Source organism: Streptomyces sp. NPDC050263 (genome assembly GCF_040655955.1).
GTDB lineage: Bacteria > Actinomycetota > Actinomycetes > Streptomycetales > Streptomycetaceae > Streptomyces.
The window spans coordinates 1-16,794 of the sequence record NZ_JBFAKW010000099.1; the positions used below are offsets into that span (position 1 = coordinate 1).

Here is a 16,794-nt window from a genome sequence, read left to right on the forward strand (position 1 = left end):
GACTCGACCGGCACACCGCCGATCACCCAGAAGAATCCTCCGCCGCCCCAGCCGCATGATCAACCCCCGAAGGACTTACGACGCAGACCACTTAGACGACCGGTCGTCTCACTCCGGTCGTACACTCGCTCTCATGGGACGGACCAGCGATGCCCGGGAGAAGATCCTCAGCGCCGCGCAGTCGCTGATCGAGCTGCGCGGTTACTCGGCGCTGGGGGTGGCCGAGATCTGCAAGACGGCCGGGGTGCCCAAGGGCAGCTTCTACTACTTCTTCGAGTCCAAGGAAGCGCTCGCGCTGGCCGTCGTCGACGAACACTGGGCGGAGCAGCGGCGGACGTGGACGGCCGCGCTGACCGGTGACGCCGAACCGCTGCGGCGGCTGCGACAGCTGTTCGAGGAGACGGAGGCGGGGCAGCGTGCCGGACAGCAGGGCTGCGGAACCGTCGCGGGGTGCCTGTTCGGGAACCTCACGCTGGAGCTGAGCAATCAGACGGAGGCGGTCCGCGTCCGGCTCCAGGAGATCTTCGAGGCGCAGGTCGAGATGGTCGAGTCGGTCGTCGCGGAGGTGCTCGGGCGCGGCGAGATCACCGTGACCGACACCGGGGCGGCGGCACGGGCGGTCGTCGCCCAGCTGGAGGGCCAGGTCATGTTCGCCAAGCTCTACAACGACACCGACCGACTCGGCCCTCTCTGGCAGAACTGTCTGGCACTGCTGGGCGCAGCACGCGAGCCCCGCGTGAGCCCGGCCGGGGCCGGGGTCTGAGGACGAACCCGGCCGCCGTCGGACGGAAGACCGCTCACCGCCCGAAGCCAAACACACGGCCAGGGCCACAGCACCGACGTCCCGGCACCAACCCCGCGCACCAGGCTGAACGGCTCGCCTCGCGACGACCGCCCGTGGCCCCGGCCCCGGCCGCGGCAGGGGCAGGGGCAGGGGCAGGGGCAGGGGCAGGGGCAGGGGCAGGGGCAGGGGCAGGGGCCTGCGGCGCCACAAGCCGGTCGGCCTCCGCCGTCGCCGAACCCGGGGCCGTGGCCCGTGGCCCGTGGCCCAGGCCAGCCGGTCCGTCAGGCGTCGCGCCGGTCCGTGGCAGCGGCGCACGCGAGCTGCCCGCCCGTGACCTCGGCCGCAGCCCCGCAGGTGACTACGGCCACAGCCCGGCTCCTGCCGCCGTCGCGGAACTCCGAGCTCTCCGAACCTCGCCGGCCGACTCCATCAGGCGTCGCTCCGATCTGCGGCCACGCCACCCATGGGCCCGCCTGCCTCCACCGTTACCGAACCCGGGGCCCGTGGCCCAGGGCAGGCGCTGCCGTCAGGCGTCGCTTCGGTCCGTCGCCGGTTGTCGGGGGGTGGATCCTCGCGTGCGGACGACGGCCGCGGGGTGCCGGAGGCCGACGCGCAGCGCCGCTGCGGACGCCGCGGACGTGAGGACCACCGCGGCGGCCAGGAGCAGGGCCGGGCGGTAGCCGTCGGTGAGCAATGGGGTGACGGCCAGTGGGCCGAGGATCTGGCCGACGGAATAACCGGCGGTCAGGAGTCCGACCGAGCGGTGGACCCGCAGTCGGGCGCCCGTGGCCAGGGCCAGTGTGCTGATCCCGATGAAGGTCGCGCCGAACAGCACCGCGGAGAGCAGGGTCGCCGCGACGCCGCTCACCAGCACGGGCAGGGCGATGCCCACCGCCTGCACGACCAGCGCGGCGAGCAGCAGGTCGTGGAGGGGGCGACGGCGACCGAGCCGGGTCCACAGCGCCGAGGACGGCACGGCCGCCAGGCCGACCAGCACCCAGGCGCCGCTGCCGACCCAGCCGGGCGAGGTCTGTGCGACCGCGGCGACCAGGAAGGTGCCGGCGACGATGTAACCGGTGCCTTCCAGGGTGTAGGAGGCCAGCAGGACGGCGAACCAGCGGGACCTGCCCGGCGCGGCACGTCCGGCCTCCTTCCCTGGCGGCGTCGTCGCCGTGGGGAGTCGTACGCGCAGTCGCCATGCCGTGGCTGTCAGGAGGGCGGTGAGTGCGGACGCGGCCCACCAGATCGCCCGCCAGTCCGCGACGGGGCTCAGGACCAGGACGAGCAGGCCCGACGCCGCGATGCCCGCGCCGACCCCGCCGAAGGCCAAGCCGGGCAGGTGCGCCGGATGCCCGCGCAGGAGGCCCGGCACGGAGGTCGCAGCGATCACGAACACCAGGGCGCTGGCCACCCCGGCGACCAGCCGCAGCCCCAGCCACACCGACGTGCTCCGGGTGACGGGCATCGCGGCCAGACTTCCCGTCAGCACGACCAGGGACGTGCGCAGGGCGGCCGGTGAGCGGACCAGCCCGGGGATCAGGGCGCCCGCGAGCGCTCCGCCGAGGTAGCCCACGTAGTTGGCCGTCGCCAGGTGCGCACCCGCGCTCGCGGACAGTCCCGCCTGCGTCTGCATCAGCGGCAGGACCGGCGTGTAGACGAATCGGCCGACTCCCGTGCCGGCGGCCAGCGCGGCCGCCGTCCGGGCGACATGGCCCCAGGGAGCCTTCACGACCTGGCGTCGGCGGCGTCCCGGCCGGGGTCGTTGGGGTGGGACTCGAGCGCGGTGACGGTGAGGGTCATCCACGGGCGCAGCGGCAGCGTGCCGAGCACCTTCTCGTGGAGCTCCGCCTCGTCGGCGGCGCGCCAGACGCCGATGCTGCGCAGTTCGCCGACCGGCCGCCACAGTCGGGCCAGGTGGCCGGTGGCAGCCAGGTCGCGGGCCCGGACGGCTTCGGCGGCGCGCCGTTCGTCCACCTCGTTCGGGCTGGTGCCCTCGGGGATCGTGGTGGTGATCTCGACCAGGAACTCTCGCATGGTCCTGCTCCGCTCGATCAGGTCAGGTCAGGTCAGGTCAGGTCAGTCGTCCCATCGTCCGCCCGGGACCGCACCGGTCGCCACGACCGCCGTCCTCACTGCTGGTAGGAACAGCCTCCTACCGGCCCGCCCCGGACGTAGCATGGCGGGCGTGGAGCTGCGCCAACTGCGGTACTTCGTCGCCGTCGCCGAGGAGCTGAACTTCGGGCGGGCCGCCGAACGGCTCCTGATCGCCGGTCCGTCCCTGTCCCAGCAGATCAAGGCGCTCGAGCGCGACCTCGGCGTGCGTCTCTTCGACCGCGACCGCCGTTCGGTGTCGCTCACCCCGGCCGGCTCCGCCCTGCTCCCGCACACCCGCGCCCTGCTGGAACGGGCCGACGACCTCCAGATCCGGGCACGCCGGCTGTCGGGCTCGCAGCCGGTCCGCCTCGGGTACGTCAACTGGCTGCCGGCGGACCTGACCCGACGCACCTCCGCGGTGGCCCAGGTGCACCTCGACGCGTGGGTCGCGCCCTCGCACACCCAGGCCGCCCGGGTCGCGGACGGCAGCCTCGACCTCGCCGTGTGCTGGGTGCGCGACGAGGATCTGAAGCGGCACGGGCTGCGCGCCCGGCTCATCGGCGCCGACCGGCTGTTCGCCGTCGCCACGGGCGCCGACGCCACGGACGTACGCGTCCGGGACACCGACGTCCTCATCGACGACGACGTCATCTCCTGGGCGTCCTGGAACGTCTACGGCGAGGAGCTGACGCGGGCCGGCGGGGCCCGTGAGGTGCGCATCTCCGACGGGGCGGTGACCGGTCCCGCCTTCTTCGACCACGTCCGCCGCTGTCGTCGTCCGGTCGTCAACTGCCCCAAGGGGCAGACCGCTTCGCTGCCTTCCGACCTGGTCCGCCGGGAGATCGTCGCGCCGAAGGTGTACTGGACCTGGTCACTGGTACGGCGCGAGGCGGAGGAGCGCGCGGAGGTCCTCGCCGTCGTCGACGCCCTGTGCGACGGCATCGGCGCCGACACTCTCGGGATCCACGCCCCGGACGCCTGGCTGCCCGCCGACGACCCGTACGCACTCCCCCGCTGACCTGTGCTGACCTGTGCTGACCTGTGCTGGGAGTCTGCTCCTCCCAGGCGGGAGGAAACAGGTCCCGGCCAGGTCCCTCCTGAGCTTTGACGTCGACCGCCGGGCGACTTACCTTCAAATAGTCGACCGGTCGGCTACTACCTCGACCAATGCCGGCCAGGTCGCGTCATCGCATCGCACCGCACCGCACCGCATCGCATCGCATCGCATCGCATCGCATCCAGGAGAAGATCACCATGAGTGTTCAGCACCAGAAGGTCGCCGTCGTCACCGGCGCATCGCAGGGCATCGGCGCCGGACTGGTCGACGCCTACCGCAAGCTCGGTTACGCCGTCGTCGCCACCTCGCGCACCATCGCCCCCTCCGACGACGTCGACCTCGTCACCGTCCGGGCCGACATCGCCGACCCCGCCACCGCCGAGCGTGTCATCGCGGCCGGCGTGGAGCGGTTCGGCCGGATCGACACGCTGGTCAACAACGCGGGCGTGTTCGTCGCCAAGCCCTTCACCGACTACACCGCGGACGACTACGCCACCGTGACCGGGGTGAACCTCGACGGGTTCTTCCGCATCACCCAACTGGCCGTCGAGCGGATGCTGGAGCAGGGCGGCGGGCACATCGTCAACATCACGACCAGCCTCGTCGACAGCGCCGACTCCAGGGTGCCCTCCGTGCTGGCCTCGCTGACGAAGGGCGGTCTGCAGTCCGCGACCAAGTCCCTCGCCGTCGAGTACGCCGCTCGCGGCATCCGCGCCAACGCCGTCTCGCCGGGCACCATCAAGACCCCGATGCACGCCGAGGAGACGCACGACTTCCTGGCCGCGCTGCACCCCGTCGGCCGGATGGGCGAGCAGAGCGACATCGTCGACGCGGTCGTCTACCTGGAGAACGCCCCGTTCGTCACCGGCGAGATCCTCCACGTCGACGGCGGCATGAGCGCCGGCCACTGACCCGAACCGAACGCCCGATCCGACCGGGAGAACCCCCATGACCAGCACAGCAGACGACGAGACGATCCTCCGCGGGGTCCTCGACCGGTGGAAGACGGCCGTCGACCGGCACGAGCCCGAGCAGGCCGCCGCCCTGTTCACCGAGGACGCGATCTTCCAGGGCCTGCACCCCTACAGCGTGGGGCGGCCGGGAGTCGCGGACTACTACGCCTCCCAGCCGCTCGGCATGACGGCCGACTACCGGATCCTCGAGACGAGACGCCTCACCGGCGACCTCGTCCTCGGCTACCAGAGCGTGGACTTCTCGTTCACCGACCGGCCCACGCTCTCCGTCCACCTCGCGGTCCTGCTGAAGCGGGTGGCGGCGGACTGGCACATCAGCCACTACCAGGTCTCGCGCCTGAGCTGACCGCAGGGCCGACCGCAGGCGACCCCGCGGTCGGCCGTCAGGCAGCCCACGGCCAGTCGGCGTTCCGGGCGGCTTCGAGCAGGGGCACCATCCGGAAAGCCGCGTCCGAGAGTCCGCCGAAGGTGTGACGGTTCGCCTTTCCGGACGGACCGTGGCCCGCTCGGTACCCGGCCAGGTTCCAGGTGTACACCGGGACCCCGGCCGGGACCTGGTCGGTGGGGTCGCCGTGGCGGTTCGCGGCGTACTGCTCGTCGGTGACGATCAGCACCCGGTCCTGACCCCGGTAGTGCGCGCGGATCGCCGAGGTGGTGTCGGTGCCGCCCAGGTCGCCGAAGCGGCCCAGGATCTTCAGCACCGACTCGCCCTTCTCGAACGTCAGGCGCCTGCTGCCGGTGCCGAACTCGACGAGGTCCGCGTCCGCCGCCCGCAGCGCGAGCGCCGTGCCGAAGATCGCCGCCGCGTCGGCCCGGTTGAGCTCCGAGCGGTCCGACAGCCGCGAAAAGAACATCGAGCCCGAGCGGTCGACGAGCACCAGCGTGCGGCCGGGCAGCGCGGGCACATTGGCCAGCGAGTGGCCGAGCGCCTGCTCCAGCGGGTACGCCCAGCGCAGCGAGGGCGCGTGCTGGTAGGCGGCGAGGTACCGGAACGGGAACTGCCGCGAGCGCGCGACCTCCGCCGGGTCGCTGATCTTCGCGGCGACCCGTGCCGCGACCTCGTCGGACACCCCGGCCTGGTCGAAGTTGCGCAGGTTGCGGACCAGCGCCATCGCCCCCATCGACTCAATCACCGCCTCCCAGGCCTCCTTGTCCATCGGCCCCTGCAGCCAGCCCGCCAGCGCCTCCCAGGTCATCCCGGCCGCCGCGAGCCGCTCGGCCCCGGCCGGCGAGACGACCACCGCGCGCCGGTCCTCGACGGGCAGCGCCATCAGCTCGCGGTGCGCGGTCAGGACCCGGTCCGAGGCGGGCGGCACGGCGGTGTCCGGGTGGTGCCGGCGGTCCAGGGCGTACTGGAACAGCTCGCCCTGCCACGGCTTGGCCGGGTCCGGCGCCGCGTGCACGAGGTTGAGGATGTCGCCGAAGCGGTAGCCCTTGGACGCGGTGTCGTACTTCAGCAGCGACTTGCCGCCGTACAGCCGCCGAACGGCGTCGGCGACGCCCCGCTTGACGGGCTTGGGGACGTTGCGGCCGTACACGCTCGTCCAGTAGGCGAGCAGCTCGCCGGGCTCATCGGGCCGCTGCAGCACGGAGTCCACGACCTGCCGGTTCGACGGACCGTCGGTCGCGCCCGCGTCGAGGCGCGCCTTGACGTACTCGGCGGCGCCGACGACCGCGGCCGTACGGAGGTTGCCCGCACCGCGCAGCCAGCCGAGCAGGCCGGCCGTCCAGGCGGGGTCGCTGACGGCGAGCTCCCGCACGAGCTTCGCGAACCGGTCGTCGCGGTCGGCGCCGGACTCGTAGAAGGTCCGCTGGGAGACCAGATCGGAGGCGGCGAGCAGGAAGAGTTCGGAGCGCGCGTCCCGCTCATGGCCGCGGCCGCCCTGGTGGGTGCGGAGCACCCGGCCGGTGGTGGTCACGGGCGAGGTGGGCTGCGCCTTGGTCGCACGGACGTTGAAGCGAGCCATGATGAATTCCCCCCGAATTCAAGAGTGTTCAGGAGAAAGGCACAGCAAAGGGAGGGCGCCCGAGATCAGGGGTCGGCGACGGACTTAGCCAGATGCTCTACCGACTGAGCTACACCGACCCTGAGTCGATGACGGGACTCGAACCCGCGACCGTCCGATCCAATGAAGTAACCGCTGCCTGCGCACCGGGCACCCACCGCATGCTGCGCCTCCCGAGATCAGTTACGGCGGCGGCGTGGATTCTTTGACAGAGAAGTAGCCGCTGCCTTCGCACCGGGAGGTGCGCTGTTCGTGATCTCAATGTAGGAGACGCAGCACGGGCTTCGCGAGCGAATAAGTTCAGCCGCGCTTCTGCCGCTTCCACGGCCCCGTGATCGCCAGCATGATTCCCGGGTCCTGGATGTTGGCGAACAGGGTGTGGCCGTCGGGCGAGAAGGTCACGCCGGTGAACTCGCTGTACTCGGGCTCGTCCGCGGTGCCCATGTTCAGTTCGTTGCGGGCGATGGGGTAGGTGCGGCCGCTGTCGGTGGCGCCGAAGAGGTGCTGGACGCCCTCGCCGTCCTCGGCGATGACGAGGCCGCCGTAGGGGGAGACGGTGATGTTGTCGGGGCCGTCGAAGGCTCCGTCGACGGACGGGTCGGGGTTCACGCCGAGCAGCACCTTCAGGGTCAGCGTGCGGCGCTTGGGGTCGTAGAACCAGACGGCGCCGTCGTGCTGGACGGGGCTCTCGTCACGGGCGTAGGAGGAGACGATGTAGGTGCCGCCGTCGCCCCACCACATGCCCTCGAGCTTGCGGGCGCGGGTGATCTGGCCGTCGGCGAACTGCTTGCGGACCGGCGTCGTCTTCGCGTCGCGGTCGGGGACGTCGATCCAGTCGACCCCGTACACCGTGCCGATCTCCGTGGCCCGGGAGAGGTCGTCGACGAACTTGCCGCCGGAGTCGAAGCACTTGAAGGCCTGGAGGACGCCGGCGTCGTCGGCGAGGGTGCGCAGCTTGCCGCGGCCGTGGTGGAAGCCGGCCGGCGGGGTCCAGCGGTAGAGCAGGCCGTTGGGGCCGGAGGCGTCCTCGGTGAGGAAGGCGTGGCCGCTCTTGGGGTCGATGACGACGGCCTCGTGGGCGTACCGGCCCAGGGCCTTGATCGGCTTGGGGTTCCGGTTGGCGCGGCGGTCCTCCGGGTCGACCTCGAAGACGTAGCCGTGGTCCTTGGTCATGCCGTTCTGGCCGGCCTTGTCCTCGGTCTCCTCGCAGGTGAGCCAGGTGTCCCAAGGGGTGCTGCCGCCGGCGCAGTTGGTGGAGGTGCCGGCGATGCCGACCCATTCGGCGACCTTGTCTCCGGGGCGTACCTCGACGACCGTGCAGCCGCCGGCGGCCGCCGGGTCGTAGACGAGGCCCTCGGTGAGCGGGACGGGGTGCTTCCAGCCGGCGCGCGGGCCCTTGAGCTCGTGGTTGTTGACGAGGAGGGTCGCGCCGCGCGGGCCGCAGAAGGCGGCGGTGCCGTCGTGGTTGGACGGGGTGATCTCGCCGGACTCCAGCTTGGTCTTCCCGCTGTAGGTGATGACGCGGTATTCGAACCCGGCGGGCAGCGCGAGGATGCCGTCGGGGTCGGGGAGCAGCGGTCCGTAGCCGACCCCGTGGCGCCCGGTCGCCGACGCCGAGCGCGACGCGTCGCCGGTCTCTTCGGCGTCCGTGGACGCGAGGGCGTTCGGCGCGGTGGCCAGCGCGCCGACGCTGCCCGCCAGCGCGACCCCGGCTCCGGTGATCGCGGAGGTTCTGGCGAAGTCCCTGCGGGTGAGCGACATGGTGTCTCCTGAGACGGTGGAAGTGCCGTGGAGGGTGGCGAACCTCGGTCCGGCGACACCGTCCCGCCCATGCCTGAACGGGAGTTGAACGGGGGGCGACTTCGGGTGACCCGCTTGCGTGAACCCGTGCAGCCTGCGTGCGGACGCCCCCGAGCCGCCGTCAGCCGCCCTGCTGCGACCGCGCTTTGAAGGCGGCCTTGCGCGCTTCCTTGGCGATGCGCTTGTCCGGGTGCAGGCGGCCCATCGCCTCCAGGACGTCCGGGGTCGCCGGGTGGTCGACGCGCCACGCCGCCGCGAAGAAGCCGCTGTGCTGCTGGGCGAGCCCCTCGACGAGGGCCTGGAGCTCCTCGGAGTTGCCCTCGGCGGCGAGTTGGGCGGCCAGGGTGTCGATGGTGAGCCAGAAGACCAGGTCCTCGGAGGGGGCGGGGACGTCCGCCGCGCCGAGCTCGCTCAGCCACACGCGGGCGAGACCGCCGAGCTCGGCGTCGTCGAGGATCTCGCGGACGGCGGGTTCGGCCTGGGCGCCGACCAGTGAGAGGGCCTGCTGGCAGCGCAGGCGGCGCAGCGGTGCGCCGGGGTCCGAGCCGCGGGCGGCGGCCAGCAGCTCGCGGGCGGCGGCGAGGGGTTCGCGGTGGGCGAGCCAGTACTCGGTCTCGGCGAGCGCGGCGCGTGAGCCGTAGCCGGCGCTGCCGTCGAGGAGGGCGTCGGCGCCCTTGTCGGAGAGGTCGCCGACGGCCGGGGCGTCGAAGCCGGCCTCCAGCAGCCGGGCCCGCAGCCCGTAGAGGCCGAGCGGGGTGAGCCGGACCATGCCGTAGCGGGAGACGTCGGTCTCGTCGACCGGGGCGGCGGGCTCCGCGGCCCCGTCGTCGGGATCGGCCATCAGGGCCTCGTCGACGGGCTGGTAGGCGACGAGGCCGATGGGTTCCAGGAGCCGGAACTGGTCGTCGAGTCGCATCATCGCGTCCGAGACCTGCTCCAGGACGTCGTTGGTGGGCTCGTCCATGTCACCGGGGATGATCATGGAGGCGGCGAGCGCGGGGAGCGGGACGGGGCCGTCGCCGGGGCCGTCCTCGTTGGCGGTCAGCAGGTAGAGGTTGCCGAGCACGCCGTCGAGGAACTCGGCTTCGGCCTCGGGGTTCCAGTCGAGCCGGGAGAAGTCGACCTCGCCGCCCTCGCCCATCGCGTCCATCAGCTCGTCCAGGTCGGGGACGGCGGCGTCGGCGAGCACGGTCTCCAGTGCGCCGAGCCAGACGGCGAGGATGTCGTGCGGGGAGCCGCCGGTCAGCAGGGCCAGCTCCTCGCCGGCCGTGACGGTGCCGGCCTCCTCGTCGACGACCTCCACGAGCCCCGCGTCCACGGCGACCCGCCAGGCCTCGCTCGCGTAGCCGGCGGCGTCCTCCCCGGTCAGTCCGAGCGCCTGCGCGGCGGCCGGCAGCTGTTCCTCCACGAGGGCGGCGCCCGCGTCGACCCGGGTGTCGGGGCCGGCCCAGCGGGCGAGCAGGGCCGCCCGGGAGAGCAACGGCGTGGACAGCGCGTCGCGCGCCAGCTCCGCTTCGGGGTGCAGCCGCACCGGCGGCAGGGGGGAGCTGTCTGACATCGGCTGGTTCTCCTAGGGCGCGTGGTGCCACCGGCCCGCTGGGCACTGGGCCCGCTGGGACACTGGGCCACTCAGCCTAGACGGATATGGACCCATGCCGCCCGGTTCATCTCCCCGTCGGATCGCGTACATGGCTGAAACCTTGACAAGTGGCCTGACCAGGCACGAGATTGACGCGCGTAGAAATCCACTGGACACCTGTTCACCGTATTTTCTGCTCGCGGTATTTTCTACGCGCGTCGCGCGCCGGCCCACCGGTCGCGGCCCCTCGATCCGTGTACCACCCTCGTTCCACCTCGCTCCACCTCGTTCGACTCCGTTCCACCTCGTTCACCCTCGTCCCGGCGCTCACGTACGTCCCCGGAGGGATTCCGTTGCCGAGCAACAAGTCCGCGCGTCTCGCCGCGCTCACCGTCGCCGCCGTCTGTTCCGCGGCCTCCACCGTCGCCCTCACCGCACCCGCGCACGCGGAGACGGTGGCCGTTCACGACATCCAGGGCACGACCCGGATATCCCCGTACGCCGGCAAGGCGGTCACGGGTGTGGCCGGAATCGTCACCGGCGTGCGCGCCTACGGCTCGTCCAAGGGCTTCTGGATCCAGGATCCGAACCCGGACGCCGACCCGGCCACCAGTGAGGGCGTCTTCGTCTTCACCAGCTCCGCCCCGAAGGTCGCCGTCGGCGACTCCGTCACGGTCACCGGCACGGTCTCGGAGTTCGTGCCGGGCGGCGCCGCGACCGGAAACCAGTCGATCACCGAGATCACCAAGCCGACGGTGACGGTCCTCTCCAGCGGCAACGCGGTCCCGGCCGCGACCGTGGTGAACGCGAAGTCGGTGCCGGCCGCGTACACCCCGGCCGGCGACACCGCCGCGAGCAACTCGGTCAACGGTCTCACCCTGCAGCCGAAGAAGTACGCCCTGGACTACTACGAGTCCCTCGAGGGCATGAACGTCCAGGTCGCCGACGCCCGCGTGGTCACCGCGACCGACCCGTTCACCGAGCTGTGGGTCACGGTGAAGCCGCGTGAGAACACCACCCGCCGCGGTGGCACGCTGTACGGCTCCTACACCTCGCAGAACACCGGCCGGCTCCAGATCCAGTCGCTCGGCGCGACGGCGGACTTCCCCGTCGCGAACGTCGGCGACACCCTCGCGGGCGTCACCGCGGGCCCGCTGGACTACAACCAGTTCGGCGGTTACACGCTCGTCGCCCACACGATCGGCACGCTGAAGAGCGGCGGTCTGGAGCGGGAGACGACGCGGAAGCAGAAGAAGGGCGAGCTGGCGGTCGCGACGTACAACGTCGAGAACCTCGACCCGTCCGACGCCACGTTCGAGGAGCACGCCTCCGCGATCGTGAACAACCTGAAGTCGCCCGACATCGTGTCCCTGGAGGAGATCCAGGACGACAACGGCGCGACGAACGACGGCACGGTCGCCGCCGACGTGACGGTCGGCAAGCTGATCGACGCGATCGTGGCCGCGGGCGGCCCGACGTACGACTGGCGCTCGATCGACCCGACGAACAACGCCGACGGCGGCGAGCCGGGCGGCAACATCCGTCAGGTGTTCCTGTTCAACCCGCAGCGGGTCTCCTTCACCGACCGCGCGGGCGGCGACGCGACCAGCGCCGTCGGCGTCACCAAGGTGCGCGGCAAGGCGCAGCTCACCGCCTCCCCCGGGCGGATCGACCCGGCGAACACGGCCTGGGCGAACAGCCGCAAGCCGCTGGCCGGCGAGTTCGTCTTCCGGGGCCGCACGGTCTTCGTGATCGCCAACCACTTCAACTCCAAGGGCGGCGACCAGGCCCTGCACGCGCAGTACCAGCCCGTCGCGCGCAGCTCGGAGACCCAGCGCCACCAGCAGGCGACGCTGGTCAACGCGTTCGTCAAGGACATCCTCGACGTGCAGAAGAACGCCGATGTCATCGCGCTGGGCGACATCAACGACTTCGAGTTCTCCGGCACCGCGCAGCTCCTGGAGAGCGACGGCGCGCTGTGGTCGGCGATCAAGTCGCTGCCGAAGAGCGAGCGTTACACCTACGACTACCAGGGCAACCAGCAGGTCCTGGACCAGATCCTGGTGAGCCCGTCGATCCGGCGCGGCTGCGACTTCGAGTACGACAGCGTGCACATCAACTCGGAGTTCCACGACCAGATCAGCGACCACGACCCGCAGATCCTGCGCTTCGAGCCGTAGGTCCCGGCTCCGGCTCCGGCGCTCAACTGGGCTGGCTGAACACCGCGTTCAGCCAGCCCTGCCATGCGTCCCGGTTCGCCTCGGCGTCGGCGTCCGGCGCGAAGTCGTGGACGCTGACGCCGACCGGCGCGCCCCAGTGGTTGCGCCCGAAGACGCGGATCAGGGCGGTGTCGGTGCGCAGCCCGATGAAGTACGCGTCGCGGTAGTCGAGCACGGCGTCGAAGGCGCGCGGCCCGGTGACGCTCACCCGGTCGCCCACCCGCGCGTCGTCCGCGAGCCCGAGCGCCGGTCCCACGGCGGCGAGGGCGTCGGCCGCGGTGGCTGCCGCGGGGCCGTCGAGCTGGGCGAAGGCCACCGGGCGGGGCGCGAAGTGGACGAGGTACTCGCGCAGGGTGTGCAGGTAGAAGTCGGTGTGCTTGCTCGCGCCGTCGTACTGGTTGTCCCAGTCGTCGACGAAGATCCCGCTGTGCACGTACCGCACCCAGGCACGGCGTCCGCCGTCCCGCGGCTCGACGACGTGTTCGAGCTGGTTGACGCTCTGGACCGAGAAGCCGACGTCCTCGCTGCGGACGGTGAGGTGGTGCGGCGGGTCCCAGGCGGTGACGGTCGAGCCGAAGGCCGCCGTGCCGCCCACCTTGGGCTCCGGGGCCTCCATCGGCCACAGATAGCCGCCGGTGCCGTTCGTGATCGCCTCCCACACCTCTTCGGGCGTGGCGTCGACCTCGAACTCACGGACGATCTCGAATTCCTTGGACATGGTGACTCCTGACTATTCCAACTCTGGTGCTTTGAGCGTGGGATGGACGGCCACGACGATCCGGTGGGCCCGGCCGCCCTCCGCGTCCGGAGCGTCGTACCTGCGCACGAGCGCGGCGACTCCCGCGGTCAACTCCTGGATGAACGCCGCCCGTTCGGCGGCCGAGGCGAAGCGCACCTCGCCGTCGAGCGCATAGGTCGCCAGCCGCTTGTCGGCCTTGGCCGCGCCGGTGATCAGCGAGCCGACGTCCCGCACCAGGCGGGCGCCGAGTGCGAGCAGCCAGCGCGCGGAGAGCTGGTCGCGGAAGCGGTCCGGGTCCGGCTGGACCGCGGCGAGGGCGAGCGGCGAGATCACGTACGAGGCGGCGGTGGCCCGCATCAGCCGCTCGGTGACGTTGCCCTTGCGGCGCTCGCCGGCGAGCTCGACCAGGCCGTGCCGCTCCAGCGCCTTGAGGTGGTAGTTCACCTTCTGCCGCGGCAGCCCGACCTTGCCGGCCAGCATCGCGGCCGACGCGGGCCCGGCCGCCAGCTCGGCGAGCAGCCCGGCCCGTATGGGGTCCAGGGAGACGGCTGCGGCCTCGGGGTCCTCGATCACGGTGACGTCCAACATGCGTCCACCGTCTCACCGAAAACTTTTTTTGTCCAGGACAATCGAGTTTTCGGTTCCCGCCGGGGCCCAGGCGCGGACATCTCAGAACTACTTATCAATACCTGGTAGAAGAATTAAGTAGAGCTTCACCGTGCTGCGGCCGACACTACCCCTATGACGACGAACAGCCCCTTCGGCCGCACCCTCTGCGCGATGGTCACGCCTTTCACCGGCTCCGGCGCGCTCGACCTCGACGGAGCGCAGCGGCTCGCCGACCGGCTGGTGTCGGCCGGCTGCGACGGGCTGGTGCTCTCCGGGACGACGGGCGAGTCGCCGACCACCTCGGACGCCGAGAAGGCGGAACTGGTGGCGGCGGTACGGGAGTCGGTGGGCGACCGGGCGTCGATCGTGACGGGGGTGGGCACGTCCGACACCCGCCACACCCTCGAACTCACCGAGGCCGCCGAGAAGGCGGGCGCGGACGGCGTCCTGGTGGTCAGCCCCTACTACAGCCGGCCCCCGCAGGACGCCCTGGAGGCGCATTTCCGGGAGGTCGCGGACGCCTCCGGGCTGCCGGTGATGCTGTACGACATCCCGGGCCGCACCGGAACCCGGATCGAGCCGGAGACGGTGCTCCGGCTCGCCGAGCACCCCCGGATCGTCGCGGTCAAGGACTGTTCCTACGACTTCCTGGGCGCGCAAAAGGTGCTCGCCCGCACCGGGGTGGCGTACTACGCGGGCTGCGACGAGCACAACCTCGCGCTGTACGCGGTGGGCGGGGCGGGTTACGTCAGCACGGTCGCGAACATCGTTCCGGACCGACTCCGCGCCGTCCTCGACGCGTTCGACGCGGGAGACACCGCCGAAGCCGCCCGACTCCAGCAACGGGCCACCGAGCTCGTGGAGTCGGTGATGTCCTCGGGCCTGCCCGGCACCGTCACCGTCAAGGCGCTCCTGAACGACCTCGGCCTGCCGTCCGGTCCGGTCCGCGCGCCGCTGCGGCCCGCCGACCGGGACACGGTGGGCGGGCTGCGCGCGGTCTACGAACGTCTCGTGGCCTGACCGGCCCGGCCGCCGCTCACGGCCGGGCCCCGGGCGAGGGCCAGTCAGCGGTCCGCAAAGACCGGCGTCCAGCGTCCGAGGGTGTTGTCCTTGGTCGACCGGAAGTCGCTGAGCGGGACGACTTTGTCGCTGTCGAGCGTCACCAGCACCAGCCGATTGTGGAACTCGTCGCCGTCCGCCCCGATGTCCCAGGCGATGAGCGAGGAGTCGTCGGCCCAGGCAAGCAGTATCTGGCCGTGCGTCTCGGTGAGCTTCTTGCCGGTCTTGGGATCCAGGATCCAGGAGGACGTCTTGTACTTCTCGCCCGCGAAGGGACCGGCGAGCTTCTTGCCGTCGGGCGAGAAGTAGGCGGCGCCGTCGACGTACCACTCCACGTACCGCCCGTCGGCGGGCGGGTCGACCTTCTTGCCCTGCCGGTCGTAGTACTGGTAGCCCGGCGCCATGGGCATGCCCGACCAGATGAGGCTGCCGTCTCTGGTGAAGGCGAAGTCCTGGCGGCTGTTGAGGAAGCCGATCTCGCCGAGCTGATGTCCCGTCTTGAACTCGACCTCGCTCCAGGAGCCCTTCCCGGAGGCCACGTCGAAGACGTAGAACCCGGTGCGGGAGGACTCCGGGAGCTCGTACGAGCCCTCGGAGCCCTGCGTCTTGACCCGCAGGTCGGGGTTGGCGCCGTACGTCGTCGCCACGAGCTCGCGGCCGTCGCGGGAGAACGCCAGCCCGCCCACGGCGTGGTCGACGTGGATCCACCGCTTGACCTCGCCGCTGGCCAGGTCGAGCAGGCCGATCCGGCGGACGGGCAGGTTCTGCTCCAGCACGGCGGCGGTCCGCAGGCCCGGGGCGACGGCGACCCACGACCACTTGGCGGTCTTCTCGTACTTCTGCGTCGTCGGGTTCAGCAGCCAGTAGGTGCGCGTCGTGACCGACCGCTGCGCCGTCTGCGGGACGACGGTCGTCGCGTAGTAGGCGGCCAGCGCCGTCCGCCCAGCGGCGATCAGGTCGCGCGGCGGCGACTGGTCCGGGTGGGCGCTGATCCTGGTGGGCTCCGGGACGTCGGCAGGGCGGACGTCGGTCGTGCCGGAGCCCTCCAGCGTGGGCACCGCCACGGCGACGACCACCACGGCGACGGCCGCGGCCGCCACGGTCGCGAACCGCCGGGTGCGGCGGCGCCGGCGCCGGGCGAGCACCCGGTCGGCGAGGCCGAGCCCGGCCGGCTGCTGCTCGTCGGCCTGCTCACGCAGGGAGTCGCGTACGAGTTCGTCGACGTTCACGGGCGCACCTCCACGGGCGAGAAGTCGGGGGACGGCGCCTGCTCGGCGGCCGCCGGGCCGAGAGCGGCCAGTTCCGGTGCGAGGGAGCGCAGCCTGGCGAGGGAGCGGTGGGTCGTGGACCGCACGGTGCCCACGGAGCAGCCCAGGAGCGCGGCGACCTCGGCCTCCGGCAGGTCCTCGAAGTAGCGGAGCACCAGCACGGTGCGCTGGCGCGCGGTCAGCCGGGACAGGGCCGCGCGCATCACCACGCGCAGTTCGGCGGCCGAGGAGGCGTCCGGGCCGGCTCCGCCGTCCGGCGGCTCGGCGACGCTGACCTCGCGCCGGGGCCACTTCAGGCGCCAGCGGCTGATCTGCTGCCGGTAGAGGACCTGGCGTACGTAGGCCTCGGGTTCGTCGATGCGGTGCCAGCGGCCGGCCGCCTTGGCGAGGGCGTTCTGGAGCAGGTCCTCACCGGCGTGCCGGTCGCCGCCGCTGAGCAGGACGGCGGTTCTCAGCAGCGCCGACGACCTGCTGTCCACGAAATCTCGGAAGCTCTCCAGCGCTTCGGCATCCATCGTCACCTTCACTGCTTCCCCCGGGAGCGGACCCGATGTCCGGCCCCTGTGTCCCTTGTGACGCGCGTGGCCCGCTCCCGCTATGCCTGCG

Annotated in this window: 15 protein-coding genes; 6 read left to right on the forward strand and 9 right to left on the reverse strand. The window is 71.8% G+C overall.

Annotated elements, in window-relative coordinates; translation table 11 throughout:
• Positions 1-133 precede the first annotated feature (133 nt).
• Positions 134-763: a TetR/AcrR family transcriptional regulator gene (locus AB0J04_RS32985; RefSeq protein WP_363172290.1), complete on the forward strand. Its 630-nt coding sequence runs from the start codon at positions 134-136 to the stop codon at positions 761-763.
• 547 nt (positions 764-1,310) lie between these two features.
• Here AB0J04_RS32985 and AB0J04_RS32990 read toward each other — a convergent pair.
• Together AB0J04_RS32990 and AB0J04_RS32995 are read right to left on the reverse strand one after the other, a co-directional pair.
• Positions 1,311-2,513 (reverse strand): YbfB/YjiJ family MFS transporter, encoded by a 1,203-nt coding sequence (locus tag AB0J04_RS32990; protein WP_363172291.1) that lies wholly within the window; start codon positions 2,511-2,513, stop codon positions 1,311-1,313.
• Complete coding sequence (locus AB0J04_RS32995) at positions 2,510-2,818, reverse strand: muconolactone Delta-isomerase family protein (RefSeq protein ID WP_363172292.1); 309 nt, start codon at positions 2,816-2,818, stop codon at positions 2,510-2,512. Before AB0J04_RS32995 ends, AB0J04_RS32990 begins: the two co-directional genes overlap by 4 nt.
• Before the next feature lie 142 nt (positions 2,819-2,960).
• Between AB0J04_RS32995 and AB0J04_RS33000 the strand changes: the two genes are divergently transcribed.
• The 3 genes from AB0J04_RS33000 (at position 2,961) to AB0J04_RS33010 (ending at position 5,255) form a co-directional block, all read left to right on the forward strand.
• Complete coding sequence (locus AB0J04_RS33000; RefSeq protein WP_363172293.1) at positions 2,961-3,896, forward strand: LysR family transcriptional regulator; 936 nt, start codon at positions 2,961-2,963, stop codon at positions 3,894-3,896.
• A 236-nt stretch (positions 3,897-4,132) separates the two neighbouring features.
• Entirely contained in the window at positions 4,133-4,846 is a 714-nt protein-coding gene (locus AB0J04_RS33005) for an SDR family oxidoreductase (protein WP_363172294.1), read from the forward strand.
• 37 nt (positions 4,847-4,883) lie between these two features.
• Positions 4,884-5,255 (forward strand): nuclear transport factor 2 family protein, encoded by a 372-nt coding sequence (locus AB0J04_RS33010; RefSeq protein WP_363172295.1) that lies wholly within the window; start codon positions 4,884-4,886, stop codon positions 5,253-5,255.
• 37 nt (positions 5,256-5,292) lie between these two features.
• Here AB0J04_RS33010 and AB0J04_RS33015 read toward each other — a convergent pair whose 3' ends face one another.
• The 3 genes from AB0J04_RS33015 to AB0J04_RS33025 form a co-directional block, all read right to left on the reverse strand.
• Positions 5,293-6,876, reverse strand: a complete 1,584-nt coding sequence (locus AB0J04_RS33015; RefSeq protein WP_363172296.1) for a TROVE domain-containing protein — start codon at positions 6,874-6,876, stop codon at positions 5,293-5,295.
• Between the two features lie 339 nt (positions 6,877-7,215).
• Complete coding sequence (locus tag AB0J04_RS33020; RefSeq protein ID WP_363172297.1) at positions 7,216-8,676, reverse strand: alkaline phosphatase PhoX; 1,461 nt, start codon at positions 8,674-8,676, stop codon at positions 7,216-7,218.
• Positions 8,677-8,836: 160 nt separating this feature from the next.
• Complete coding sequence (locus AB0J04_RS33025; protein ID WP_363172298.1) at positions 8,837-10,273, reverse strand: hypothetical protein; 1,437 nt, start codon at positions 10,271-10,273, stop codon at positions 8,837-8,839.
• A gap of 374 nt (positions 10,274-10,647) precedes the next feature.
• Here AB0J04_RS33025 and AB0J04_RS33030 point away from each other — a divergent pair, with 374 nt between their 5' ends.
• Positions 10,648-12,474: an endonuclease/exonuclease/phosphatase family protein gene (locus tag AB0J04_RS33030; protein WP_363172299.1), complete on the forward strand. Its 1,827-nt coding sequence runs from the start codon at positions 10,648-10,650 to the stop codon at positions 12,472-12,474.
• Positions 12,475-12,496: 22 nt separating this feature from the next.
• Here the strand turns inward: AB0J04_RS33030 and AB0J04_RS33035 are convergent, their stop codons facing one another.
• Both AB0J04_RS33035 and AB0J04_RS33040 read right to left on the reverse strand, forming a co-directional pair.
• Positions 12,497-13,231: an SRPBCC domain-containing protein gene (locus AB0J04_RS33035; protein ID WP_363172300.1), complete on the reverse strand. Its 735-nt coding sequence runs from the start codon at positions 13,229-13,231 to the stop codon at positions 12,497-12,499.
• A gap of 12 nt (positions 13,232-13,243) precedes the next feature.
• Positions 13,244-13,840 carry a helix-turn-helix domain-containing protein gene (locus AB0J04_RS33040; RefSeq protein WP_363172301.1) on the reverse strand — a complete coding sequence of 199 codons (597 nt, stop codon included), beginning with the start codon at positions 13,838-13,840 and terminating at the stop codon, positions 13,244-13,246.
• A 153-nt stretch (positions 13,841-13,993) separates the two neighbouring features.
• Here AB0J04_RS33040 and dapA point away from each other — a divergent pair, with 153 nt between their 5' ends.
• Entirely contained in the window at positions 13,994-14,881 is an 888-nt protein-coding gene (gene dapA, locus AB0J04_RS33045; RefSeq protein WP_363172302.1) for a 4-hydroxy-tetrahydrodipicolinate synthase, read from the forward strand.
• A 44-nt stretch (positions 14,882-14,925) separates the two neighbouring features.
• Here the strand turns inward: dapA and AB0J04_RS33050 are convergent, their stop codons facing one another.
• Together AB0J04_RS33050 and AB0J04_RS33055 are read right to left on the reverse strand one after the other, a co-directional pair.
• A complete protein-coding gene (locus AB0J04_RS33050) occupies positions 14,926-16,149 on the reverse strand; it encodes a WD40 repeat domain-containing protein (protein ID WP_363172303.1) in 1,224 nt (407 codons plus the stop codon).
• The gene (locus AB0J04_RS33055) at positions 16,146-16,703 is read right to left on the reverse strand and encodes a SigE family RNA polymerase sigma factor (protein WP_363172304.1); all 558 of its coding nucleotides are present in this window, start codon (positions 16,701-16,703) and stop codon (positions 16,146-16,148) included. The genes AB0J04_RS33050 and AB0J04_RS33055 overlap by 4 nt, the downstream gene beginning before the upstream one ends.
• Positions 16,704-16,794: the final 91 nt, after the last annotated feature.

Excerpts from the sequence above, each read along its gene's own strand:
- AB0J04_RS33015 (WP_363172296.1), bottom strand. The coding sequence starts at position 6,876 with ATGGCTCGCTTCAACGTCCGTGCGACCAAGGCGCAGCCCACCTCGCCC.
- AB0J04_RS33005 (WP_363172294.1), top strand. The coding sequence starts at position 4,133 with ATGAGTGTTCAGCACCAGAAGGTCGCCGTCGTCACCGGCGCATCGCAG.
- AB0J04_RS33035 (WP_363172300.1), bottom strand. The coding sequence starts at position 13,231 with ATGTCCAAGGAATTCGAGATCGTCCGTGAGTTCGAGGTCGACGCCACG.
- AB0J04_RS33025 (WP_363172298.1), bottom strand. The coding sequence starts at position 10,273 with ATGTCAGACAGCTCCCCCCTGCCGCCGGTGCGGCTGCACCCCGAAGCG.
- dapA (WP_363172302.1), top strand. The coding sequence starts at position 13,994 with ATGACGACGAACAGCCCCTTCGGCCGCACCCTCTGCGCGATGGTCACG.
- AB0J04_RS33000 (WP_363172293.1), top strand. The coding sequence starts at position 2,961 with ATGGCGGGCGTGGAGCTGCGCCAACTGCGGTACTTCGTCGCCGTCGCC.
- AB0J04_RS33055 (WP_363172304.1), bottom strand. The coding sequence starts at position 16,703 with ATGGATGCCGAAGCGCTGGAGAGCTTCCGAGATTTCGTGGACAGCAGG.
- AB0J04_RS32985 (WP_363172290.1), top strand. The coding sequence starts at position 134 with ATGGGACGGACCAGCGATGCCCGGGAGAAGATCCTCAGCGCCGCGCAG.
- AB0J04_RS33010 (WP_363172295.1), top strand. The coding sequence starts at position 4,884 with ATGACCAGCACAGCAGACGACGAGACGATCCTCCGCGGGGTCCTCGAC.
- AB0J04_RS33020 (WP_363172297.1), bottom strand. The coding sequence starts at position 8,676 with ATGTCGCTCACCCGCAGGGACTTCGCCAGAACCTCCGCGATCACCGGA.
- AB0J04_RS32995 (WP_363172292.1), bottom strand. The coding sequence starts at position 2,818 with ATGCGAGAGTTCCTGGTCGAGATCACCACCACGATCCCCGAGGGCACC.
- AB0J04_RS33040 (WP_363172301.1), bottom strand. The coding sequence starts at position 13,840 with ATGTTGGACGTCACCGTGATCGAGGACCCCGAGGCCGCAGCCGTCTCC.